This window comes from Nonlabens sp. MIC269, from assembly GCF_001430865.1.
GTDB classification, from domain to species: Bacteria; Bacteroidota; Bacteroidia; order Flavobacteriales; family Flavobacteriaceae; genus Nonlabens; species Nonlabens tegetincola.
Map to the genome: position 1 here is coordinate 819,257 of NZ_CP011373.1, position 22,413 is coordinate 841,669.

The window sequence follows — 22,413 nt, forward strand, 5'->3', positions numbered from 1 at the left end:
ATAACTAATGACTCTAGAGCAACTTACCAACGAAATTCACAAAAAGAAATCATTCCTATGTATAGGGTTGGATGTTGATTTAGATAAAATCCCACCGCATTTATTAGAAAAAGAAGATCCTATTTTTGAATTTTCTAAAGCGATAATAGACGCAACACATGATTTATGTGTAGCCTATAAACCAAATACTGCATTCTTTGAAGCCTATGGCGTAAAAGGTTGGCAAGCTTTACAAAAAACAATTAATTATCTTAATGAAAACTATCCTAATCACTTTACGATTGCCGATGCTAAACGTGGAGATATTGGGAATACCTCAACAAGATATGCCAAAGCTTTTTTCGAAGATCTAGAATTTGATAGTGTTACAATTGCACCCTATATGGGTAAAGATTCGGTTGAACCATTTTTACAGTTCAATAATAAATACGCAATTCTCCTTGCTCTTACTTCAAATGAGGGAGCTTTTGATTTTCAAACTAAGCAAGTTGATGGTGTGCCGTTGTATCAACAAGTACTACAGACTGCCTCTCAATACGATAATAGTGATAGATTAATGTATGTTGTAGGAGCTACCAAAGCTGAGTTCCTTACCGATATTAGAAAAATCATTCCAAATTCGTTCCTACTTGTACCAGGTGTAGGTGCACAAGGTGGTTCTCTTGAAGATGTCGTTAAATATGGAAAGTCTTCAAATGTAGGATTGCTTATAAACAGCTCCAGAGGAATAATATACGCGTCATCAAATGAGGATTTTGAAAAAGCTGCCCGCGATAAAGCGCAGCAACTACAATTGCAAATGGCTAATCTGTTGTAGTTAATTTATTTATTTGCGATTTTTAACCACTTACTACTCTCATCAACTTTAAGAAGGTAAATCCCTTTAGATAAAGCCGTTAAAACTATTCTGCCAGAATTTTCAGCATCTATTAACAGCTGTCCTTGAATAGAATATATTTGAATTTTGGGGTATAATTCTTTATCTAAATAAAGGTGTTGATTCACTACGTGCCATTTAACTTCCTTGGTAGATTGATCTAGTTGAGAAAGAGTTTGAAAAAGTAAGCCAAAATCAGGAATACCATAACCCAGAAGATTATCGGGCGAGTTAGATTGACTAGCATTTTGTTCTAGCGCACTCCTTATTTGCTGTGGAGTCAAATTAGGAAATGCCTCTAGTAAACAAGCTACGCCACCAGCTAGTAATGGACTACTAAAACTTGTACCGTTTGCAGTTCTTAAATTATCATTGTGATCTATTATAGCCGTATTACCACCTTGAGCAGCAAGATCTGGTTTTATTCGATTATCAAATGAAGGGCCTATACTTGAAAATACTGTACGTTGACTACTCGCGTCAACAGCACCTACTGCGATTGCACCTGAAGCATCAGCAGGAGAAGAAATATAGGGATGATTAGTCGAATTTCCTGAGTTTCCAGCGCTTGTAATCACCAACATTCCTTTTTCAAAAGCTACGTTTGCACCACGTGAAGCAAAGCTAGTTTGACCATCCATATCATTATAAGTCAAGCTTTCTGAAGCGTTATCAAATGCCAGATAACCTAATGAAGTATTGATCACATCTACTCCTAGAGAATCAGCACGTTCTGCAGCTGCTACCCAATAGGATAATTCTGCTGGGGTTTCCTGAGCTGCTTCCTCAGTTCTAAAAAGCCAATAGCTTGCATTAGGAGCGGCTCCTTCAAATTGACCAGTTATATGACCAGCCATTGTACTTAATACCCAAGTACCGTGAAAATGATCATCAGCATATGTAGCGTTTCTATCTACAAAGTCATAACCTCCTAAAATACCATTCTGACCTCTTAATTGTGAAAAACCAGACATACTATCTACATTAGGGAAACCAGAATCCATCACCGCAACATGTACACCATCTCCTGTGTAATCTTGATTGTGCAAATTATCCAATCCCATCATTACTATTTGATTTGAGGCGTTCCCATAATTAAAGGGAGCACTGGACATACGAGTAAATTTATCTTGAGATGTGGATAAAATACTTTTTGATGGATCTGCAAACTCTACTCTATCAACAAAACTCAAATTTTCTAAAGCTCTTAAGTCTAACTCGGCACCAGTAACGTGTACGCAATTAAACCATTTTGATTGAGCCTTATATGAAATACCCGTAGCATTTTTAATTGCTGCTACATATTGTTGATTTACAGGGACGTCTCGTTGATCAATTACAATTCCATGTCTAGCTTTACGTGCTATGGCCCTAGCTGTTAATATGGTAGATGGGTTGTTAATGGAGCTAGTAACATTAGGTTTATCAGTAAAATATACCCAAGCGTGCCAGTCTTGGGCATCTAGCCCATAGCTTATTAAAAATAAGATTAACAACCATTTTTTCATACTATGCGATTACTCCAGATCCTATACATTCTGAATCTAAGTACCAAGCTACGAATTGTCCTGCAGATATGGCACTTTGCTCATTATCAAAGATAACGTACAATCCGTTTTCTTTTCTATACAAAATCGCAGGTTCTAATTCTTGCCTGTAACGTATGCGAGCCATCACCGGCATACTATCGCCTACTGCTATTTCGAGGTCCGGTCTTATCCAGTGCGTTTCATTCTCTTTTACAAACAAACCTCGACGGTACAAACCTGGATGTCTTTTACTTTGACCTACATATATAGTATTAGTTTCTACATCTGTTTCAATCACAAACAAAGGTTCTTGAGTTCCTCCTACTCCTAGACCTCTACGCTGTCCACGAGTAAAAAAATGAGCTCCTTGATGTGAACCAACTATTTTACCATCGGTTTTTTGATAGGTACGCTTTCGCGAAAGCGTAATTACATCAACCTCATCGTCATTATCGAGAGTGGTTACTGGCACCTGCGACTTTTGCAAGCTCACACTTGCTGGCACCTCTACGATATCTCCTACTTTAGGCTTGAGTTGTTGTTGTAGAAAATCTGGTAAACGCACTTTACCAATAAAGCAAAGTCCTTGAGAATCTTTTTTACCAGCCGTAATCAAGTCTTGGGCGGCTGCTATTTCACGAACTTCGGGCTTTTGCAGGTGACCAATTGGAAAAAGAGTACGTGCTAGTTGTTCCTGAGATACTTGACAAAGGAAATAGCTTTGGTCTTTATTAGGATCGGCACCGGCGACTAAGTGGTGAATTTCTTTACCATCTAGCATACTAGTCCTTTTTTGACAGTAATGACCAGTTGCTACAAAATCGGCTCCTAACTCCAGAGCTATATCTAAAAAGACATCAAATTTGATTTCACGATTGCAAAGTACATCTGGGTTAGGCGTGCGACCAGCTGCATACTCGTCAAACATATAATTTACAATACGCTCTTTGTACTGCTCACTTAAATCTACCGTTTGAAAAGGTATTCCTAACTTTTGCGCTACTAGCATAGCGTCATTTGAATCTTCCAACCAAGGACATTCATCACTTATAGTCACAGAATCATCGTGCCAATTCTTCATGAATAAACCAATTACTTCGTGACCTTGTTCCTTTAACAAGTGTGCAGCGACGCTACTATCTACGCCACCACTAAGTCCTACTACTACTTTTGCCATGATGCAAAAATAATGCAACTATTTGTGCAGTTCTCATTCTAGTATCTTTTCTCTTTATAGTGGTTCAATTTCATTCTATTATAATTTGTTTAATCTTTTTAACAGATAATTAAACAAATAACGAAAACCTTTTCGTTTCTTTGAAATGAAATAAAAAACAATACTCATGAAAAGCTTAAACCTTAAATCATTGCTATTTAGCTTTCTTGCTATAGCTTCACTTACCTTAACCTCTTGTGACGATGATGACGATAACATCATTGACTCAAATAACAGTGCTTACGACCTAACTGTTTCAAACTCAAACTTCACATCATTAAGAGCTGCCCTAGAAAGAACTGGTCTAGATGCAACTCTAGATGGTAATGGTACTTTTACCGTATTTGCTCCAACTGATACGGCGTTTACTACTTTTTTAAGTGCTAATGGATTTGCAAGTCTAGATGCGGTACCAACAGATGTATTAAGAAACGTACTTCTTAATCATGTTTTAGGATCGGTTAATAGAAGTGGTGATCTAGTTGACGGTTATGTAAAAACATCGGCGACTGATGCTAGTGGTAATAACCTAGATGCTTATATCGATGCATCAGCATTTACCGTAAACAATGCAGCTATTGACACTTCTCAAGTAAATATAGAAGTTGATAATGGTGTGGTGCACGTAATGGATGCAGTTATTCCTTTACCTACAGTTGCTGATCTTGCTGTCTACAATCCAGCTTTCGGTAACTTAGTTACAGCAGTTTCACAAGAAGGTCTAGTTGCGGCATTATCTGCTACAGATGCTAGTGCAACTCCTGCTCCACCATTCACTGTTTTTGCTCCTACAAACGATGCTTTCCAAGCGTTAATTGATGCAGATCCTAATGATGGACTTAATAATATTAATGATGTATTAGCATTAAATAACTTGAGTGATATTCTATTGTATCATGTAGTATCTGGAGCAGCTGTAAGAGCTGAGGCAATCATGGATGGTGATGTTGTAGATCCAATAACAATGGGAACATTTACTATCAATACTACAAATGGAGTAGTAATTACAGATGGAACTAATACTGAAACTAACGTAATTGTTACTAACGTAACAGGTATTAACGGTGTAGTACACGCAATTGATTTTGTACTAAGACCATAGAAGATATTTAAAACCTTGGTTGGTAGATTGAAAGGGTCGGTGATTGCTTAATCACTGGCCTTTTCTCATTTAAGGCTTAATTGAGTATATTTACTTTACATGAATGAAGGTGATTATTTAAAAACTAAGGAAAAAATTCATCATAAGTGTATGATGCTTATAGGTGAACAAATTGATAGATTGACTAAACAGCTATCAGATTTACAAGACGCAAAAAACAACGAAACCAAAAGTAGCGCAGGCGATAAATATGAGACTGGCCGTGCTATGATTCATAATCAAGAAAATCTTATTGATTCACAATTGGTTACTAGTAAACGTTTACTCAATGAACTTTTACAAATAGATCCTTTTAAAAAGCAGGATGTAGTTACCACTGGATCTTTAGTCATTTTACATAACGGGATCTTCTACATAAGCGCTGGTCTAGGCGCGGTAATGGTAGATGAGCAACGCTATTTTGCATTGAGTTTAAAATCTCCTCTAGGAGTCGCAATAAGAAATAAGAAGTCTGGTGAACCTTATCATTTTCAAGATAAAGATTTTATTATTCTAAATGTTTTGTAATGAAGAGTATTAAAGATCAATTAAAGACTATAGCAACAGAGCTGGATAAAGGTAATTTAGTTGCGGCTAGCGTTTCAAAAAAAGGTACCTACTGGCACCTTGATCATAGTTTAAGAGTAATTGAAGGCGTTCTAGAAACTCTCATCACCAGCAAACCAGAAGACTTTTCCCCTAGAATTAATTTTTGGAAAAAAATAATATTGCTCACTGGTTACATTCCAAGAGGTAAAGGTAAGGCTCCAAAACAAGTTGTTCCCTTGCCAGAGATTTCAAAAGATGACTTATTGAAAAGACTAGAATCAATACAAGTCTTGTTGTCAAAAAGTGAAAACACTCACAAGAAAGCTCATTTTAATCATCCACTATTTAAAGATTTAAATAAGAAACAAACTTTAAGATTTTTGCGTATTCATACTCATCATCATCTGAAAATAATAGCTGATATTAATAAAAGAGCAATTTAATTTACCTCAATCTTATTTATTGACAATCCTTTGTTATGCAATGCTTTTTTTAATCTTTTCAATGATTCGGGTTGTATAACTTCAGTATCTATGACAATTTGAGAACTTTTAGAGATAACAGTAATCTCATTTGCAAACTCCTTAACCTGATTAACATCTTTAAATTGTACTTCTTTACCAAATAGAGTATTCTTTTTTATACTTGTTTCTGTAAGGGTTAAATACTGTTTGTACACCTCATATTTATGGTATGCAAACATTAATATACCAACAATAAATTCACCCAAACCTATACTAAACCAGCTTATATCCTTAGCATCATCAAAAATCAATGAGATTATAAATAGAACTAATCCCAATCCCATAAACAATAGCGCAATCATTCGATTGTTATATAAAACTGATGGTTTATAATATATTCTTATATGGTTTTCCATATAGAGTTAAGGTGATTTAATTTTATAACTAGCTATCTTCAAAAGTTGTTTTAATATGTGGTTTACTAATTTCAATAATAGTAAATACACACAGTAAAATACCCAGAACTCCTGTAAGTGCATTTAATACTGCCATAACTATAATAAAGGTATATCCTTTTCTCTTTTTAAGATTATTAGAGGCTTTTATAGTTAAGATCCCAAATACAATACAAATTACTAATCCAATAATACCAACAACTGTAAAAATAATTCCCGGATTAAAAGGAGTTTCTTGATTTTCTATTGGAATAAAAGTCATAAAACTTCCTAATCCTATATAAATCAAAAACAATAAGGACAATAGTAAGTTTAAGATTCCCTTTACTAAAAACAAGGTACTGAATAAATTAACCTGATCCTGTTGTTGGCTAGGTCTATAATTTTGCGGTTGGTTGGAACCATGCGCTGTTTGTGTCCCTGATTGATGCATTTTTTATTTTATTAGTATTAAATCACATTATTATGTTACAAACCAGCTAAGATTAAACTCTCAAGCAAAAGTTAATTATAGCACTTCACTACCTTTGCAACATGTCACAAGAGGAAGGAATAAGAATAAATAAGTATCTCAGTGAACAAGGGTTTTGTTCACGACGTGCAGCCGATAAACTAATCGAACAGCAACGCATTACAATTAATGGTCAAGTACCTGAAATGGGAACAAAAGTACTGCCTGGTGATGAAGTTGCCGTTGATGGTGAAAAAGTAAGTAGTAAAAAAGAAAAACCAGTTTATATAGCATTACACAAGCCGGTAGGAATTGTTTGTACGACAGATACTCGTGTAGAAAAGGATAATATTATTGACTATATAAATTATCCTACTCGTATTTTTCCTATAGGTAGATTAGATAAAATGAGTGAAGGGCTTATTTTTTTGACTAACGATGGTGACATTGTAAATAAGATTTTAAGAGCTCGTAACGGTCATGAAAAAGAGTATATAGTTCATGTAAATCACACGATAACCGACCGTTTTATAAAAAGAATGGCAAGTGGTGTTCCCATCCTTGATACGGTTACCAGAGAATGCGAAGTAGAACAATTAGGAAAAAAAAGCTTTAGAATTGTTCTCACGCAAGGACTCAATAGACAAATACGCCGTATGTGTGAATATTTGGGTTATAGAGTTACTAAGCTTAAAAGAATACGAATCATGAACGTGAGTCTGGATATTCCTGTGGGACAATATCGCGACCTAACTAAAGTAGAATTATCTGAAATAAGACGGCTTACCGCAAGTAGTACTAAGACGTTCGAATAATAAAAAATCAAAACCAGCTTAATTGCTGGTTTTGATTTTTATGTATCTCTCCTATTTACTGCTTAATCAACTTATGTTGATGTTTCTGGCCGTTATGCTCTATTTCGATGAAATACATTCCTGCACTTAACTCCTCAATATTAACTGTTGTATGCTGGTTATTTAGCTTTCGCGAAAGCGTGACCTTTCCACTAACATCATAAATACGCATTAATCCATTATCCAAAGAACGTTCCCAAGATACCGTTATTTGTTTAGTTGCAGGATTAGGGAACACAGTGAACTGTGGTTGATCTACTTGAGGTTCACTTAAAGGAACTGTAAAGGTTGACGTAAAAGTGTTTGTAATTATAGGAGGATTAAAGTCAAAGTAAATCTCTGCGGTATTAGGAATAACCGTCCCATTTGTCCAGCCGGATTGTGGTTTGATTTTGAAGTAAACATAACCATTACTTCCAACTGGGTTTGACAATGAATCTGGCAGCATTATGTTGTCAAATCTCCAAGTCACATCCTTTTCAACACGCTGCATAGAATAATGATGACTGGATGATATCATTTCAAGTGATTCCCAATCTAATTGAGCATCTAGCTCATCTTCTATTCTAACATTTATAGCACTAGCTGTTCCTGTATTTTGAAATCTAACCGTATAATAAAAGTAATCGTCGTTTGTAAATTCTTGTAGATTGATTGTCGGTCCTCTACTTTCCATTTTATCATTAGGGTCATAACTACCGATTATGACTTGATTACTACTTATTACATTGTTATTAGGCGTGAGATCATTGGCAACAGGTGTAATACTTGCGTCATTAGATAAAATGTCTCCTAAATTCACGGTTGGAATAACAGGTACCTGCATTGCTACTTCAAAAGTTCGATACTCAAAAGGCAACAAATTTGAATAGTTAAGATTTATTTGATTACCCGTAACTGTAGCATTAGGATCACTCACTGAAATAATTGTATTTAAGGGATCGACATCTACTTGTACTTGTCCTACGGAAACAGGTAATGGACCTAAATTACCATAAACAATAGTTTCAGTGTAAGTAAATCCAGGTCTAGGTTGTTGATTAGGAATAATATAAATAGCTATATCTTCATAACTATTAACTGCACTTATTAAGAAATCACGAGTTGTTAAACCACTACCATTTGGTATGGTTTGATTAGTATAAGAAGCTGGAGCTACTGTATATGACGTATTATAGGCTGAAAAAATATCGTAAGTAATATCATAACTATTGGTAGGATCTATGTCATATATTTCAAATTCTCCATCGGGTGTAGCAATGTTCATGATAGATCCATTAGAGTTCAATTCCCACCCAAACGTTCCAAGAGGAAAAGGAACATCTGTGTTATCTACTACTCCATTTGCATTTACATCAAGTATTGATCTCATTTGTATTCCATCACAACTTACGGTTGCCGATGAACTTGAGGCTATTTCAAATTTTAAAAACCCAGGTTGTTGCGTGAAATTACTGGCTAGTAATAAATAGAATTCCCCAGCTTGAGCATTTGGAATTGTAGCAATTTCTGGCATTGCTAGGCTAAAACTAGAATCAATTAGATCATTTGCTGTTAATGAACCACAGTTTTGAGTAGGATTTGTAAACGGCCCATAAATTGCAAAATCAATATCTAATCCTTGACCATTGAAGGTAGGTGAAGTGTTTTGGTATAGTTCAAGTGTAAGAGAGCCACTGGATTCAATAGGAATGTAATACCAAGATGGATTTCTAGGACCCGATGATTGCGAAAATGGATAATAATTACCAGCTTCGGCAAAAATATTTCCGAATACATTAGGTTGCGCTTGCCCTAGTTGGTTACACAAGGCCACAGCATCACTACATCTATAAGCAGAATTACAATTTGCATTGGCAATTAATTCAATAGGATATACAACATCGCAACCTGATGGAATTAATTCTCTGATAAAAATATCAATAGAAGCCGATGATGCTATACCAGCAACAGTATAGGAGCTTGGTGTTGCAATTGGGTTCACTTGATTTTGAGCGTCATTTAAACTTAAATAGAATTCAACACTATTTGAAGAGGACAAAAGGGATGAACTCTCTGTTAGATCAAAGTCAATGACACCATCAAGATCGTCATCGCATTCCACTAAGTCAGGAAGGTTATGATTATTATCTATTAAAGTGGGAGCTACTGAAAGATTAAAAAAATCAACACCGTAATTTCCTGTAAGATTATCCTCTAATCTTACATATACTTGTTGATCGGTAGATACACAGTAATTATTTGTATTTGATATAGCATTTACATTTGACTGCGCATCTGACAGTGAATTGTGATAGGTTACAGTAAATGAACTTGATGATTGTCCTGCAAGAATTACACTATCATTTAAGGTCAAATCAAAGCAGCTTAAACCAGTTGTTGAGTCCAAACAATCGGTAAGATCAATTGGAGGATTAATTGCTAAACAATTGTTTGTTTGTGATACACTAACAGGAAATACAGAAAAACACAAACTAGGGTCATATTCTACTCTTACGAATATGGTATTTAGAGTATTAGAAGCTGTAAAACCAGCATGACTGCCAACTGCATTTATGAAAGCATCCGCATCTTGCTGAGATAAATGATAGGAAATATTGGCTGAGGCAACACCATTGGGTAAAGAATGTGATTGTACTTCCGTTAAAATGGCAAATGCATCATAATCAATTATTCCAGATCCAGTTCTATCACAACCTTCAACAGTAGGAAAAGTATAATTTTGCGGTTCGGGAACACCTATGACATTAAATGTCATAGAAGTATCAACTGTATTAACATCTATATTTTCAAAACGAACAAATATTAAATCAATAGAACTTGTACAGTATGGTGAGGCTATTGGGTTTAAATTATTATCTGCATCAACTTGTGAAAGATGGTAAGAGATAGAATAATTAACTGGGTTTGAATTTGATAATATTAACGAGTCTTGTTGAGAAAGATCGAAGCAGCTGGTGTTACTACCAGGAGTTAGGCATTCAAATAAATCAGGTAACGGAGAACTTGTAGCGTTACACAATCTAGGATAAACGATTATATTTTCAATTACCCAACAATCGGATTGAAAATTAGGATCACCATATTGCTTAAGAAAAATACTGGTACCATTTGGGCTTACGGGAATACTCGCATTTGAGGAAATGGGATTAATATCATTATCTGCATCTTGCTGAGATAAGAATATTTCTATCATAGGACTAGTTGATGCTATGGCATTAATCTCATTAATTATATCAACACGTGAGGTTAAAAAGCCACTACCTGGATTTTGTGCACTACATACAGTTACTGCCTGAACTGTCGTAGGCAAAGGAGTTGGATATAAAATTACAAATACTGAAACCACATCAAAATTTCCGGTAGCAGTCTCAAATACCCTTGCAAAGTATTGAGAGTTTTGAATACTTACAGGAGTACTCGATGGGTTAGTAAAAAAATTAACTCCATTTGAGGCATCGGACATATTGTTGTAAAACGTAATCGTAAAATCAGATGGATTAAGTGATCCTAAAATATCGTTTTCTAAAGAGGTAAAATCAAATAATTCGACACCATCATTAGATAGATCATCACAAATTTCTGCAGTAGCATCGTTTGCCCTTGTTTGAGCATAGCTCATACTGCATACTAATAAAAGTAAGGTAAGTAGTTTTATTTTCATGGTTAAGCTTTTTGGTTTCAGAAAGTTACAACATTTTGTTTAATAAAAAACCTAATTATCAACACTTTAGTTAAAACCAATCTTTTAAAACATTAAAAGCATTTTTAAATAAAAGTGTTGTAAACTATCTTTCACTTATGAGTAAAGAGCGAGCAGAATTACAAAAAGCTGAAGCCATAGCAGCTGAACTTTTTGAAGAGATCATAAAAAGAAATCTGATCCAATCAGGAATTACAGAAAAAGAACTTAATACTAAAATTTATGATCTTGCCGAAGAAGTATTTAATATTAAAAAATACTGGCACAAAAGAATCGTAAGAGTAGGAGAAAACACCTTACATCCATACGATGAAAACCCACCTAATATTAGTGTGCAAAATGACGACATATTATTTTTAGATTTTGGACCTATCATTGAGGATTATGAAGCTGATTATGGGCGTACGTATGTACTAGGAAATGATCCCATTAAAAAGCAACTTGCTCAGGATACAGAGAAGTTGTGGCATATTGCCAATAATTTCTATAAATCAAATCTGGATATAACCGGTTCACAGTTGTTCAAATACTGTGTTGACCTTGCAGAAGATTTTGGATGGCAATACGGTGGACCCATTGCCGGTCACCTTATAGGACATTTTCCTCATGAGCAATTAGATAAAGAGGACAAAACGAACTACATACATCCAGAAAACCATACACCCATGTCATCTCTTGACCGTGATGGAAGAAAAAGAGAATGGATTATAGAAATACACCTAATAGATAAATCAAAAAAGATCGGTGGATTCTTTGAACAACTAGCCGGATAGTAATCATAAAAAAGTCTGCCACTAGGCAGACTTAATTATTTTATTCATTAATATGAATAAAAGGGGAAAGCAAATTCTTAGACAATCTCTGCGGTTAAGCCAGCTTCAAGCAAGGCTGAACAGCGAGGTTTTAAATCATCGTATTCTCCTGTTTTTACTGAACACTTTCCTTTATAGTGAACAATAATGGAACATTGTTCTGCTTGCACAGGAGTGTGATCACATGTTGCTACTAACATATCAATCACGTGATCAAAAGTATTGACATCGTCGTTGTAAAGTACGATTTTCTTTTCTTCCTTTTCTAGAACATCAACCTTTTGTTTAGGTTGAATTAATTCTTTAACATCCATTTTCATAACCTCTCAAATATACCTTTTTTTCTTGCGCTATTTTAATGAGTATGCAAATTTAATTATTTATTAGCTTTTAAACCTACCCAATTATCTTTCTCTATATGAGTCTCATAAGTGAGTCCAACCTTACTACAAGCCTCATTGATTAAAGGTAAGTCCTGTGTATAGAAACCACTGAAAATAATGCTTCCTCCGTCTTTTAAACTTGCTGCATATTTGGGGATGTCTTGCAATAGTATGTTTCTATTAATATTTGCTATTATAAAATCATATTGCTTACCTGCCAGCTGCTCTGCACCACCCAATATGACATTAACTTTATCGGCATTATTGCGTTCAGTATTTTCTTGGGCATTTTCAAAACACCAGGTATCAATATCAATGGCATCTACAAGTGTTGCTCCTCTCATTTGGGCCAGTATGGCAAGAACTCCTGTCCCACTTCCCATATCCAATACTTTTTTACCAGCTAGTTCCTCTTTTAGTAAAAATTGTATCATCATGTAAGTGGTTTGATGATGTCCTGTCCCAAAACTCATTTTAGGTTCCATTACAATTTCATACTTGACCTCTTTACTTTCATGAAATGGCGCTCTAATTAAGCATTGGTCGTTCACGAGAATCGGTGTGAAGTTTTTTTCCCATTCGGCATTCCAATTAGTAGGTGGGATATCTGCTTTCGCGAAAGCGATATCACAATAGTCACTGTTTATAAGATCTACTGTACTCAACACATTTTCACTATCTAGATCTTTAAGAATGTAAGCTTTTACTCCAGATTGAGTATCAATAAAACTTTCAAAACCAGCGTCGCCTAATTGGGCACACAAAATATCGCTCCAAGGTTCGCGAGGCGTGACTGTGAAATCGTATTCTACGTAAATTTGATTTGTAATATTATTTGCCATATTTATAATGCCCTGTTATTGTAAATTTGAATAAACAATCTTCCAAGACCTGACCTGCTCCTATGTTATGAACGACAAGTGGATTACCAGTCTTAGAATCTTTTTTTGTGGATATTATTCCAATGTGAGTCATGTTATTTGTGAGTACCCATGTTACTACATCTCCAGGCAGGTAGTTTGATTTATCTTTTGAAATGGGAAGAGTAGTCCCGTTTCTTTCAAAAAATTTACCCAAATTAGGTACTCTGCGATGATCAATATTGGTATCTGGTTTTTTTAATCCCCATAATTGCGGATATTCTTTGAAGTTTTCCTTCATATCTTCATGGACTAGCTGTTGTAAATCTATACCTACCTTACGATAGGCTCGAATTACTACATCGGTACAAACTCCATATTGAGCAGGGATATCTCCATTAGGATATGGGATTGAAAAATAGCTTCCATTATAAGTCACCTCATCCTTTGTAAGCTGCTCTGCTGCTACGGCCAGATCAAATGAAAAATCTTGTTGTAAGTGGCAAACAGGTAAGGCTGATAGAAAAAATAAAATAAGTTTTAATTTAAATAGCATTTGCGATGTTTAGAAAGCTTTCTGCACTTAAGGAAGCTCCACCTACAAGTCCACCATCAACATCTGGTTTAGCAAATAGTTCTGCTGCATTATTCGGTTTTACGCTACCACCGTATAAAATACTTGTATTTTGAGCAATTGAATCGTTGAATAAAACGGACAATTCATTTCTTAAATGTGCGTGCATTTCTTGTGCTTGTTCTGGGGTTGCTGTTTCACCCGTTCCTATAGCCCAAACCGGTTCATAAGCAATTACTATTTGTGACATTTGCTCTTCAGTTAAATCTTGTAGAGCTATTTTAACCTGGTTACCTACAAGGTCAAAATGTTTATCTTCCTTACGTATCTCTAAATGTTCACCGCAACAAAATATCACTCTCATACCTTTATTAACACTGGCTTTAACTTTTTGAGCGATAAGCTCATTAGTTTCACCATATATATCTCGACGTTCAGAATGACCGATTATTACCGTTTTAATACCTATACTTTGAAGCATATCTACAGAAGTTTCACCTGTAAATGCACCTTTTTCTTGCTCACTTACATTTTGAGCAATCACTTCAATATCTGAATCTAGTGTACTATTAAAAGCATTATATAAAAATGGTGTTGAAGGTGCAATCATGAGCTCACAATTGAACTCCTTTACTAGACCTGTTTTAAGATCGGTTATTAATTTTTGTGTATCTGGAAGATCACAATTCATTTTCCAGTTGCCGGCTACAATTTGCTTTCTCATAGTTAAGTTTTTATGTCAGTTGTTATTAAGTGTCTAGTTTTACTCTAGGATCCAGTTTTATGTAGATCACATCTACTGCAATATTAATCAATATAAACAGGCTAGCAATGACTAGAACTGCTCCTGTGATTACGGGTAGGTCTTTTGTGTTTAATGCATCTACAATTTCTTTACCTAGACCGTTCCATCCAAAAATGTATTCGACAAAAACAGCTCCTGCTAGTAAACTAGCAAACCAGCCACTTACTGCTGTAACTACTGGATTGAGTGCATTTTTAAAAGCATGACGCTTAATTACCTGAAGTGTTGTCAATCCTTTTGCGTAGGCTGTTGTTATGTATTCTTGAGACAGTACTTCTAGTAAACTATTACGCATTAATTGAGTGATTACCGCAAGCGGACGTATACCTAATACCAAAGCTGGTAGCACAAGATTGCGTAATTGTAGATGAATTCCTTCTCCATAATCATCCATCTCGTACAAACTACCACTCATAGGAAGTCCTGTATATTCGTGCCACAAATACCCGAACAGGTAAGCTGCGATTATCGCACTAAAGAAACTGGGAATGCTCATACCCATGGTACTTATTACTTGAATAACCTTATCAATCCAAGAATCTCTATATAATGCAGATATCACTCCAAGGGCAAGACCTATGAATAAAGCGATTAAGATGGAAGCAATCGCAAGCACAATAGTATTAGGTAAAGTGTCACCTATCACCTCACTGACCTGTTTGCCTGTTTTTTGAAACGATTCTCTTAAATAAGGTGTTTTTATAACTATATGATATCCTCCTAATTTTAGGATAGAAGATCCGCTGTATCTATCGTCCCAATGAGTAAAATCATCAGCATTGTTACTATGAAAACTTACAGGGCTCAAGTCGTTTATGAAATACAAATATTGTTTTCCTAGGGTTTTATCCAGTCCGTACTTTTTCTGTACTGCAGCTACCTGCTCCATAGTTTGATTTTCACCTAGCATCATTTGCGCAGGATCACCTGGCATCAAATAAAAAAGAAAAAAAACTAGTGTCACAACTCCCCAAAGCGTAAAAAGTGCATATCCTAGTTTTTTTAAAAGGTAACTTATCATAATTCTAATGACTCTAGATCATTCCAGTGAGATTTTGCAGTTATAATACCTCTATCTACAAGAATAACACCAGGTACTGATCGTACTATGGTTTTTAAAGCAGTTTCATCGGCAGTATAAAATGTAGTTGAAAATTCATGTTTGTTCATCACAGTTTTTACATCATCCATACTAGATGCCGTAAGACCTATAACCTCATAACCAGCAGTCTCTGCCCTATCTATAAATTTATTCAATTTATTTAATCCTTCAACCTCTGCTTTGTTTAGGTTATAAGTGATGATCATAGCAACTTTAGGTTTGGTTAAAAAGTCACTAGTAAAATCTTCACCATTTTCATCCTCAATTTTAAAATCGTGAATTGGTGGTTCGTAACCTTTTTCAACCAGTTCCGTTTCATATCTAACTAATTCTCCATAGCCACTAGGATAATCACCGTTAGTAGTCACGACTTTCTCTGCTCCATCGACATTAAAATACCATTTATATTCATAAACATCAGGTCTTGTAGGGTCTTCCTTCATGGCTTCTACCATATTAGTACCTACTTTATAAGCTCTAAAATCTAGAACCGGCAAGTGCATTAAAACATAGTAAGCCAAAGCAAAACAACCAATTGTAGCGAGTAAAGTGATTATGCTTGATTTCGCTTTCGCGAAAGCGCTATACCAATAATCCTGTTTCACAAACAACACTATTATCATAATGAGTAAGATAACGTCCTTTGTAAATGATTCCCATGGTGTTAACGGAATAGCATCTCCAAAACAACCACAATCTGTCACTTTATTGAAGTAAGCACTATAAAACGTGAGAAACGTAAAAAACACAATCATTAAAAGTAAAGACCATGCTGTAAACTTTTTTTGAAAACCTAAAAGAAGCATTACTCCAAGAACCACTTCAAAAATCACCACAAATATGGCTATAGGAAGTGCAAGTGGCTGCAAGAATTCAAGACCTAGAACCGCCGCACTGAAATATTCATCTAATTTATAACTAAACCCTAACGGATCGTTCAATTTTACAAGACCACTAAAGATGAATAATATTCCTACAAAAATTTGAAATATTCTAGCTATTATTTTCATGAAACAATGTTTGTTTCAAATATAACTAGCCTAGTTGTGGTAAAAAATATCTTGTTTGATTTTAGTATAAAATTATTGCAGCTTGTGAATCTTTTTTGTCCCACGGTACATTTCATATTTAACTAATCTGGCATCTAGTTTACCATTATACAATTTGATTTTACGTGAAGGACGCAACCCAACATGTTTAATTGCCTCTAAATTTCCTGTGATGATCCAGGCTGTACTACCTTGGTAACGTTGTTTGAGCGTGTCACCTATTTGTTTGTAAAAAGTATCAATCTCAATACCTATACGTTCATCATAGGGTGGATTGAAAAGTAAGAAAGCCTTGGCTGTTTGATTATCTCTAAAAAAGTCTCCTTTTTCCAGTGATATGAAATCTTCAAGATTGGCATTTTTTACATTGTCCTTAGCTTTTTGAAGGGTATAACCATCGGCATCACGAGCTATAATTTTACCATCAAATTCACGCATTTTTTTAAGGCAGCTATCTTGGATTTTTTCAAAAAGAGCATTGTCATAATCCTTCCATTTTTCAAAACCGAATTCCATTCGATTAAGATTAGGAGCAATATTTGCAGCTATCATTGCCGCTTCTATAGCAATGGTACCGCTACCACACATGGGATCAATAAAAGTAGATCGTTGATCCCAATCACTTAATAAAATGATTCCTGCTGCAAGAGCTTCATTAATAGGTGCAATATTTGTTTTATCACGATAGCCACGTTTGTACAAGGGCTCACCACTGGAGTCAATAGAAACATCTACCCGTTGATCGTTAATGTGCACGGATACTCTTAAATCTGGATGTTTGGTATCCACGTTTGGTCTAGTACCAGTTTTCCTACGAAATTGATCAACGATTGCATCTTTTGTTTTTAAAGCTACATACTGGCTATGATTAAAATATCTGGAGGCTATTGTGCCGTGAACAGAAATACTATCATCTTCATTAATATATTGAGACCAATCATGTTGATAGATACCGTCATACAAATCAACCTCATTACGAGCTTTGAAACTGTATACAGGTTTAAGAATACGAATAGCAGTACGCAACATCATGTTTGCCTTGTACATAAACCCTAAATCACCCGAGAATTGAACCATGCGCACACCTCGTTTAATATCCATTGCACCCAGCTGGCGTAATTCTTTCTCTAGAACTTCTTCCAGTCCAAAGAGTGTTTTGGCGATCATCTTAAAATTTTGGGACATCCTTAGGTATTTTAGCCTGCAAAATTACGCTATTTTTGCCGCCTATGAGAGCACAGAAACAAGAGTGGTACGCAAGCTGGTTTAACACGCCCTATTATCACATACTTTATGGTGATCGAGATTATGAAGAAGCAGGTGCTTTTATGAATAACATAACCACTGCTCTTTCATTACAAGCAGATAGTCATATTATGGATCTTGCCTGTGGTCGTGGTCGTCACAGTTTATTCCTTAACAAATTAGGATTCAAAGTTACTGGAGTTGATTTAAGTGAAAACAGTATTGACTTTGCTCGCAAACAATTAGAGCAAGATGCATCAGTAGATAGTAGTCGTATAACGTTTGACGTTCACAATATGACCTTGCCCTATCATGATAAATTTGATGCGGTATTTAATTTATTTACCAGTTTTGGGTATTTTGATGAAGAACAGGATAACTTAAATACCATCAAATCGATAAAGAAAAATTTGAAAGATGGTGCCTATGCAGTCATTGACTTTATGAATGTACCTCATGTACTCAGGCATTTAGTTATTTCAAATTCCAAAACCATTCAAGGCATCACATTTAATATGAACCGACGTTTTGAAAACGGGTTTATCTATAAAGATATTGAGTTTACTGATGGTGGTAATAAGTACCATTTCACAGAAAGAGTGAGCGCATTGATGCTATCAGATTTTCAAAAATATTTTGATCAAGCTGGTCTTGAACTAATAGACATTTATGGTGATTATCAACTCCATGAATATGATAAGTTCAACAGTTCTAGACTTATCATGATTTTGAGAAAACAATAGCTCCTAATTTCTAGTCATTCTTGCTCTTTAACATCTTTACTAGAGAGAATTTCCCTTGCGTAATATAACTTTAGCAACATGAAAGTGTTACTTACAGGCGCAAACGGTTATATAGGAGTGCGATTACTCTATGAGCTTCTTAAACAGGATCATGATGTGGTTTGTGCTGTGCGTAGCGCAAATAGACTTTCAGTACCTGAAGAAATCAAGGAACAAATACGTATTATCGAAGTAGATTTTCTCAAACCTGAGAAAAGTGATGCAATCCCAAAAGATATAGATGCTGCGTACTATCTAATTCATTCTATGACATCAAACACAGAAAATTTTGATGACCTAGAAGCTAGTAGTGCTCAAAATTTTCTCGAGGCTATTCACCCAACAAACTGTCAACAGATTATCTATTTATCAGGTATTGTTAATGAAGATAAACTGAGTAAACATCTGCTTTCGCGAAAGCGTGTAGAAGATATTCTTTACACCAGCAACATTCCCGTCACTGTTTTAAGAGCTGGAATCATTGTAGGTAGTGGTAGTTCTTCTTTTGAAATCATAAGAGATCTATGTGAAAAATTACCTGTAATGATTACACCAAAATGGGTAAATACAAAAACACATCCTATAGCTATAAGAAATGTAATGAGTTATTTGACCTGTGTTTTGGGATGTGTAAAATGTTATAACAATAGTTACGATATAGGAGGAAAAGATATTCTTACCTATAAGGAAATGATGCTACAATATGCACAAAAACGCAAATTGAAAATATTCATTTTTACAGTGCCTGTGATGACACCAACTTTAAGCAGTTATTGGCTTTATTTTGTAACGAGTACATCTTATAAACTTGCTCAAAATTTAGTCAAGAGTATGACAATTGAAGTAGTTGCAAGACCAAACAATCTAGCAGAAAAATTCAACATTCAACTATTTACCTACAAAGAAGCTCTTGACATGGCATTTGCTAAAATTGAACAAAGTCAGGTAGTTAGTAGCTGGAAAGACAGCATGGTAAGTGGAAGATTCAAAAAGAATTTAAATAAATATAAGCAAGTTCCTAAATACGGTTGTTTGAAGGATCAACAAACTCACAAAACCGATAACGCCACTAAAGCTCTTGAACGTATTTGGAGTATAGGTGGAAAAAACGGTTATTACTACGCTACTTTCTTGTGGAAAATTAGAGGACTTGTAGACAAACTTTTTGGTGGTGTAGGGTTGCGTAGAGGACGTACTAATCCAGATAAGATTTATCCTGGAGATTCCTTAGACTTTTGGAGAGTTCTTGTCGCAGACAAGGATGAAAAACGTCTCCTATTATTTGCTGAAATGAAAGTTCCTGGTGAAGCCTGGTTGGAATTTGAAATTGATGAAAATAACATAGTGCATCAAACAGCTACCTTTAGACCAAAAGGTATTTGGGGTAGACTTTACTGGTACAGTATGCTACCCTTTCATTATTTCATATTTGCAGGAATGATCAAGCATATAGCAACTGGCAAATAATAACTTCAAACTAGAAAGTACTCGACCAGCAGAAAATTTCTGACTTAAGGTAATAACCTGTTTAGAATCTTTGCTAGGTGGTTATAAATATTAGACTTACAACCACCTGGAAAAATTTAATTTATTTAGGTAAGAAAACTTCGGCCATCATACAACGTACTGATCCACCGCCTAAGGTTTCTATAGTTTCAATAGAAGGATGTAAAATCTCATTATAGGATTGCAGTTTTGTAATTTGAGATTCAGTAAGTGATGAATAAGCTTGATCACTCATTACAAGAAACCTCTCACCACTAGCATTATGAACTTGCATCATATTACCAGCAAAAGATTCTACTTGCTGCTCTGAAATGGTAATAACCTCTTTCCCATCTTCTTTGAGATGTTTAAGAACATTCTTACGCTCCTTTTTATCATCGATACAATCTAAACATATCACACAGTAATTCTCTCCTAGTGCCATCATTACATTGGTATGATAAATAGGCAATCGTTTACCGTCTACACTTTGATAGGCAGTAAAAATGACAGGTGTGTATTCAAAATCCTCGCAGAATTCAATAAGCAAATCCTCATCTGCTCTAGGTGAAATACTACAGAAAGCCTTACGATTTACACGATCTAACAACAAACTACCTGTACCTTCTAAAAACAGATCTTCCTCTTCGGCAGCAGTGTAGTCAACAACGTTTTCTATTGTAAAGCCACTTTCTTCTAAACGATTAAGAACTTCTGGTCGTCGTTCTAATCGTCGATTTTCGGCAAACATAGGGTACAGTGCAATATCACCATTTTCATGTGTTGAAATCCAGTTATTTGGAAAAATAGAATCTGGAGTATCGTGTTTAGGGTCATCACTTATTTCAATTACTGTAATACCTTTTGATCTTAACAATGCTACAAAGCCATCAAATTCATTTTGTGCTTTCTCATTTTGGTTCTCTACTTGGACCTCATCATCTTGATAATAATTATTAACAGCGGTTTGTTCATTTAGTCTAAATTGAACAGGTCGTATCATGAAAACTGTGTCGGTAATTTGTCTCATTCTATTGTTTATTGTCTCAAACTGCTGGTGTAGCAGTTTTCGCGAAAGCGAACTAATTAAATTTAATCTCTAATTAAAGGAAGTGTTGAACACCTTAACAATCCTTCTTGTTTTGCTATTTCGGCATAGGGAACCTCTTCTACAATTATACCGTGACTGCGCAACCAGGCGTTTAGTCTTGTGAAATTTCGTTCAGAAATGACTACATCAGGAGCTATTGAAAAAATATTAGAATTCATATTGTACATTTCCTCCTTGTCAATCTCAAAACAATTCTTTTTCCCAAATAAATCTATTAGGAATTGGTATTCTGATTCTTCCAGAAACCCATTACGGTGAATGATGCATTTATCATTACCGACTGGCTGAAAACAACAATCTAGGTGTAATGCGTTTTCCTTAGGATCTGTATTATGTTTTCTAAGATTAAAACTCACTATTTTTTTATTAGGAAACTGCTCTTTCAACCAATTAACAGCAGCGGTATTTGTGCGAGCAGTTATGTAGCTTGAATAGTCAGCTCCTCTATAAGTTCCTACGAATATATAGTCGTTATGAACCATAACATCACCACCTTCAATATGACATTCTTCTGGTGGCGTAAGTATGTTTTCAGGATTGATTTTGTCTAAAACATATTTAATAGCGTTGAGTTCTTGATCGCGATCTGGTAGAATGTTTGCTTTAATAAATACATTATCAATAACAAAACCTATATCTCTAGTAAAAATCTGATTGTAATCTTCGATTACATGAGGCCTAAAAACCTCAACATCATATTTATCAAAGACTTGTGCAACAGCTTCCATCTCTTTTTCCATATCCTCATTCTTTGGATATGTACCGGCAATTAGGTGCTCTCTAGACTTTGGGTCATAAGCTTCTTCTATCGTGGGAGCAGGACCGTTACTAGATGCAGATCCTAAAACTACAGCTCTTAATCTTGATGTCTCGTTTGGTATGTACAGGTTCAATTTATCCATGTGGCAAAAATAATGGTTTAAACTAGGAAATAGAGAACTAAAACGATTGAGAATTTAGATCCTT

22 protein-coding genes are annotated in these 22,413 nt (G+C 35.2%); 8 read left to right on the forward strand and 14 right to left on the reverse strand.

Annotated features, from left to right (window positions below; all coding sequences use genetic code 11):
• The first annotated feature begins 7 nt into the window (after positions 1 to 7).
• Entirely contained in the window at positions 8 to 817 is an 810-nt protein-coding gene (gene pyrF / locus AAT17_RS03765) for an orotidine-5'-phosphate decarboxylase (RefSeq protein WP_060522984.1), read from the forward strand.
• Between the two features lie 5 nt (positions 818 to 822).
• Here the strand turns inward: pyrF and AAT17_RS03770 are convergent, their stop codons facing one another.
• Together AAT17_RS03770 and mnmA are read right to left on the reverse strand one after the other, a co-directional pair.
• Complete coding sequence (locus tag AAT17_RS03770) at positions 823 to 2,385, reverse strand: S8 family serine peptidase (RefSeq protein ID WP_060522985.1); 1,563 nt, start codon at positions 2,383 to 2,385, stop codon at positions 823 to 825.
• Between the two features lies 1 nt (position 2,386).
• Complete coding sequence (gene mnmA, locus AAT17_RS03775) at positions 2,387 to 3,583, reverse strand: tRNA 2-thiouridine(34) synthase MnmA (RefSeq protein ID WP_060522986.1); 1,197 nt, start codon at positions 3,581 to 3,583, stop codon at positions 2,387 to 2,389.
• A 166-nt stretch (positions 3,584 to 3,749) separates the two neighbouring features.
• Between mnmA and AAT17_RS03780 the strand changes: the two genes are divergently transcribed.
• From AAT17_RS03780 to AAT17_RS03790, 3 genes are all read left to right on the forward strand, one after another.
• On the forward strand, positions 3,750 to 4,724 hold the full coding sequence (locus AAT17_RS03780; RefSeq protein WP_060522987.1) for a fasciclin domain-containing protein: 975 nt from the start codon (positions 3,750 to 3,752) through the stop codon (positions 4,722 to 4,724).
• A 99-nt stretch (positions 4,725 to 4,823) separates the two neighbouring features.
• The gene (locus AAT17_RS03785) at positions 4,824 to 5,291 is read left to right on the forward strand and encodes a hypothetical protein (protein ID WP_060522988.1); all 468 of its coding nucleotides are present in this window, start codon (positions 4,824 to 4,826) and stop codon (positions 5,289 to 5,291) included.
• Positions 5,291 to 5,755: a hypothetical protein gene (locus tag AAT17_RS03790; protein ID WP_060522989.1), complete on the forward strand. Its 465-nt coding sequence runs from the start codon at positions 5,291 to 5,293 to the stop codon at positions 5,753 to 5,755. The genes AAT17_RS03785 and AAT17_RS03790 overlap by 1 nt, the downstream gene beginning before the upstream one ends.
• Here AAT17_RS03790 and AAT17_RS03795 read toward each other — a convergent pair.
• Positions 5,752 to 6,192 carry a hypothetical protein gene (locus tag AAT17_RS03795; protein WP_157539219.1) on the reverse strand — a complete coding sequence of 147 codons (441 nt, stop codon included), beginning with the start codon at positions 6,190 to 6,192 and terminating at the stop codon, positions 5,752 to 5,754. The two genes, AAT17_RS03790 and AAT17_RS03795, sit on opposite strands and share 4 nt — an antisense overlap.
• A gap of 28 nt (positions 6,193 to 6,220) precedes the next feature.
• Positions 6,221 to 6,664 carry a hypothetical protein gene (locus tag AAT17_RS03800; RefSeq protein WP_253279793.1) on the reverse strand — a complete coding sequence of 148 codons (444 nt, stop codon included), beginning with the start codon at positions 6,662 to 6,664 and terminating at the stop codon, positions 6,221 to 6,223.
• 101 nt (positions 6,665 to 6,765) lie between these two features.
• Between AAT17_RS03800 and rluF the strand changes: the two genes are divergently transcribed.
• Positions 6,766 to 7,497: a 23S rRNA pseudouridine(2604) synthase RluF gene (gene rluF, locus AAT17_RS03805; protein ID WP_060522991.1), complete on the forward strand. Its 732-nt coding sequence runs from the start codon at positions 6,766 to 6,768 to the stop codon at positions 7,495 to 7,497.
• Between the two features lie 55 nt (positions 7,498 to 7,552).
• Here rluF and AAT17_RS03810 read toward each other — a convergent pair whose 3' ends face one another.
• A complete protein-coding gene (locus AAT17_RS03810; protein ID WP_082586892.1) occupies positions 7,553 to 11,200 on the reverse strand; it encodes a T9SS type A sorting domain-containing protein in 3,648 nt (1,215 codons plus the stop codon).
• A gap of 137 nt (positions 11,201 to 11,337) precedes the next feature.
• On the opposite strand from AAT17_RS03810, the gene AAT17_RS03815 reads away from it, so the two are divergent.
• Complete coding sequence (locus AAT17_RS03815; protein WP_060522993.1) at positions 11,338 to 12,012, forward strand: M24 family metallopeptidase; 675 nt, start codon at positions 11,338 to 11,340, stop codon at positions 12,010 to 12,012.
• 77 nt (positions 12,013 to 12,089) lie between these two features.
• Here AAT17_RS03815 and AAT17_RS03820 read toward each other — a convergent pair whose 3' ends face one another.
• The 7 genes from AAT17_RS03820 to AAT17_RS03850 all read right to left on the reverse strand — a co-directional run bounded on the left by AAT17_RS03820 (position 12,090) and on the right by AAT17_RS03850 (position 18,009).
• The gene (locus tag AAT17_RS03820; protein WP_060524983.1) at positions 12,090 to 12,365 is read right to left on the reverse strand and encodes an ATP-dependent Clp protease adaptor ClpS; all 276 of its coding nucleotides are present in this window, start codon (positions 12,363 to 12,365) and stop codon (positions 12,090 to 12,092) included.
• A 62-nt stretch (positions 12,366 to 12,427) separates the two neighbouring features.
• Positions 12,428 to 13,276 carry a 50S ribosomal protein L11 methyltransferase gene (gene prmA / locus AAT17_RS03825; RefSeq protein ID WP_060522994.1) on the reverse strand — a complete coding sequence of 283 codons (849 nt, stop codon included), beginning with the start codon at positions 13,274 to 13,276 and terminating at the stop codon, positions 12,428 to 12,430.
• Entirely contained in the window at positions 13,266 to 13,850 is a 585-nt protein-coding gene (locus AAT17_RS03830; protein WP_060522995.1) for a DUF1287 domain-containing protein, read from the reverse strand. The genes prmA and AAT17_RS03830 overlap by 11 nt, the downstream gene beginning before the upstream one ends.
• Complete coding sequence (gene tpiA, locus AAT17_RS03835; protein ID WP_060522996.1) at positions 13,840 to 14,592, reverse strand: triose-phosphate isomerase; 753 nt, start codon at positions 14,590 to 14,592, stop codon at positions 13,840 to 13,842. The genes AAT17_RS03830 and tpiA overlap by 11 nt, the downstream gene beginning before the upstream one ends.
• Positions 14,593 to 14,617: 25 nt before the next feature.
• Complete coding sequence (locus AAT17_RS03840) at positions 14,618 to 15,694, reverse strand: ABC transporter permease (protein WP_060522997.1); 1,077 nt, start codon at positions 15,692 to 15,694, stop codon at positions 14,618 to 14,620.
• Complete coding sequence (locus tag AAT17_RS03845) at positions 15,691 to 16,785, reverse strand: BT_3928 family protein (protein WP_060522998.1); 1,095 nt, start codon at positions 16,783 to 16,785, stop codon at positions 15,691 to 15,693. The genes AAT17_RS03840 and AAT17_RS03845 overlap by 4 nt, the downstream gene beginning before the upstream one ends.
• 72 nt (positions 16,786 to 16,857) lie before the next feature.
• Positions 16,858 to 18,009 (reverse strand): class I SAM-dependent RNA methyltransferase, encoded by a 1,152-nt coding sequence (locus AAT17_RS03850; protein WP_042278952.1) that lies wholly within the window; start codon positions 18,007 to 18,009, stop codon positions 16,858 to 16,860.
• Between the two features lie 44 nt (positions 18,010 to 18,053).
• Here AAT17_RS03850 and AAT17_RS03855 point away from each other — a divergent pair, with 44 nt between their 5' ends.
• Positions 18,054 to 18,812 carry a cyclopropane-fatty-acyl-phospholipid synthase family protein gene (locus AAT17_RS03855; protein WP_060522999.1) on the forward strand — a complete coding sequence of 253 codons (759 nt, stop codon included), beginning with the start codon at positions 18,054 to 18,056 and terminating at the stop codon, positions 18,810 to 18,812.
• A gap of 78 nt (positions 18,813 to 18,890) precedes the next feature.
• Entirely contained in the window at positions 18,891 to 20,318 is a 1,428-nt protein-coding gene (locus AAT17_RS03860; protein WP_060523000.1) for an SDR family oxidoreductase, read from the forward strand.
• Positions 20,319 to 20,439: 121 nt separating this feature from the next.
• Here the strand turns inward: AAT17_RS03860 and ctlX are convergent, their stop codons facing one another.
• Entirely contained in the window at positions 20,440 to 21,366 is a 927-nt protein-coding gene (gene ctlX / locus AAT17_RS03865; RefSeq protein WP_060523001.1) for a citrulline utilization hydrolase CtlX, read from the reverse strand.
• A gap of 62 nt (positions 21,367 to 21,428) precedes the next feature.
• Positions 21,429 to 22,349, reverse strand: a complete 921-nt coding sequence (locus tag AAT17_RS03870) for a dimethylarginine dimethylaminohydrolase family protein (protein ID WP_060523002.1) — start codon at positions 22,347 to 22,349, stop codon at positions 21,429 to 21,431.
• Between the last annotated feature and the right edge of the window lie 64 nt (positions 22,350 to 22,413).

Bases quoted from the DNA above. Each gene is read 5' to 3' on its own strand.
- pyrF (WP_060522984.1), top strand. From the start codon at position 8: ATGACTCTAGAGCAACTTACCAACGAAATTCACAAAAAGAAATCATTC.
- AAT17_RS03770 (WP_060522985.1), bottom strand. From the start codon at position 2,385: ATGAAAAAATGGTTGTTAATCTTATTTTTAATAAGCTATGGGCTAGAT.
- mnmA (WP_060522986.1), bottom strand. From the start codon at position 3,583: ATGGCAAAAGTAGTAGTAGGACTTAGTGGTGGCGTAGATAGTAGCGTC.
- AAT17_RS03780 (WP_060522987.1), top strand. From the start codon at position 3,750: ATGAAAAGCTTAAACCTTAAATCATTGCTATTTAGCTTTCTTGCTATA.
- AAT17_RS03785 (WP_060522988.1), top strand. From the start codon at position 4,824: ATGAATGAAGGTGATTATTTAAAAACTAAGGAAAAAATTCATCATAAG.
- AAT17_RS03790 (WP_060522989.1), top strand. From the start codon at position 5,291: ATGAAGAGTATTAAAGATCAATTAAAGACTATAGCAACAGAGCTGGAT.
- AAT17_RS03795 (WP_157539219.1), bottom strand. From the start codon at position 6,192: ATGGAAAACCATATAAGAATATATTATAAACCATCAGTTTTATATAAC.
- AAT17_RS03800 (WP_253279793.1), bottom strand. From the start codon at position 6,664: ATGCATCAATCAGGGACACAAACAGCGCATGGTTCCAACCAACCGCAA.
- rluF (WP_060522991.1), top strand. From the start codon at position 6,766: ATGTCACAAGAGGAAGGAATAAGAATAAATAAGTATCTCAGTGAACAA.
- AAT17_RS03810 (WP_082586892.1), bottom strand. From the start codon at position 11,200: ATGAAAATAAAACTACTTACCTTACTTTTATTAGTATGCAGTATGAGC.
- AAT17_RS03815 (WP_060522993.1), top strand. From the start codon at position 11,338: ATGAGTAAAGAGCGAGCAGAATTACAAAAAGCTGAAGCCATAGCAGCT.
- AAT17_RS03820 (WP_060524983.1), bottom strand. From the start codon at position 12,365: ATGGATGTTAAAGAATTAATTCAACCTAAACAAAAGGTTGATGTTCTA.
- prmA (WP_060522994.1), bottom strand. From the start codon at position 13,276: ATGGCAAATAATATTACAAATCAAATTTACGTAGAATACGATTTCACA.
- AAT17_RS03830 (WP_060522995.1), bottom strand. From the start codon at position 13,850: ATGCTATTTAAATTAAAACTTATTTTATTTTTTCTATCAGCCTTACCT.
- tpiA (WP_060522996.1), bottom strand. From the start codon at position 14,592: ATGAGAAAGCAAATTGTAGCCGGCAACTGGAAAATGAATTGTGATCTT.
- AAT17_RS03840 (WP_060522997.1), bottom strand. From the start codon at position 15,694: ATGATAAGTTACCTTTTAAAAAAACTAGGATATGCACTTTTTACGCTT.
- AAT17_RS03845 (WP_060522998.1), bottom strand. From the start codon at position 16,785: ATGAAAATAATAGCTAGAATATTTCAAATTTTTGTAGGAATATTATTC.
- AAT17_RS03850 (WP_042278952.1), bottom strand. From the start codon at position 18,009: ATGTCCCAAAATTTTAAGATGATCGCCAAAACACTCTTTGGACTGGAA.
- AAT17_RS03855 (WP_060522999.1), top strand. From the start codon at position 18,054: ATGAGAGCACAGAAACAAGAGTGGTACGCAAGCTGGTTTAACACGCCC.
- AAT17_RS03860 (WP_060523000.1), top strand. From the start codon at position 18,891: ATGAAAGTGTTACTTACAGGCGCAAACGGTTATATAGGAGTGCGATTA.
- ctlX (WP_060523001.1), bottom strand. From the start codon at position 21,366: ATGAGACAAATTACCGACACAGTTTTCATGATACGACCTGTTCAATTT.
- AAT17_RS03870 (WP_060523002.1), bottom strand. From the start codon at position 22,349: ATGGATAAATTGAACCTGTACATACCAAACGAGACATCAAGATTAAGA.